This window comes from Rheinheimera gaetbuli (assembly GCF_054781935.1).
In genome coordinates this window covers 1-713 of sequence record NZ_BAAGTL010000047.1, presented here as the reverse complement: position 1 = coordinate 713, position 713 = coordinate 1, and the positions used below count along the sequence as shown (strand labels likewise).

1 protein-coding gene is annotated in these 713 nt (G+C 51.3%); it reads right to left on the bottom strand.

The features are described from left to right. Nucleotides 1-713: condensation domain-containing protein (locus ACYVIC_RS19780; protein WP_460862714.1), on the bottom strand; the 713-nt coding region annotated here is incomplete at both ends.

Sequence of the window (713 nt, the reverse complement as noted above, 5' to 3'; positions counted from 1 at the left end):
GCCAACGACCAAAGGCAGGCTCATCACCCCTTGCTCCGGCTCCGCACTCACTGCCTGCAACAAATTCATAAAGTGACTCGCCAAACGGACTATCGTTTGCTCATGGAATAAGTCCGTATTGTAGTTCCAGTTCAGCCCCATCCCCTGCTCACCTACACTCACCGTCAGGGATAAATCAAACTTGGCGACCTCCGCCCCCGCGGCCATGGGTGACAATCTCAGACCCGGTAAATTAAGCTCTCCTTCTTCATTGTTTTCCAGTGATAACATCACCTGGAATAAAGGACTGTGGCTCAGACTCCGCTCCGGTTGCAACGTTTCCACGACCTTCTCAAAAGGCACTTGCTGGTGACCATAAGCATCCAGCAACACTCGCTTACTCTGCTCTAGTAACCCCATAAAGTTCGGGTTCCCCGACAGATCACTGCGAAGCACCAGAGTATTGACGAAAAAGCCTAACAACCCACTGACTTCCGCCTGCTCACGATTCGCTATCGGGCTGCCTATGACGATGTCGGTGGTATTGCTGTAGCGGGCCAACAAGGTGGAAAACAGACCGTGTAGCCCCATAAACAAGGTGGCACCCTGGGCCTGACACAGCTGATTGAAACTATCTGTACCAGCTTTATTTAACTGGTTAAAATAACTGGCCCCCATAAAGGTTTGCACTCTGGGTCTGGCCTTATCAAGCGGCAGGTTATGCACCATAGGAA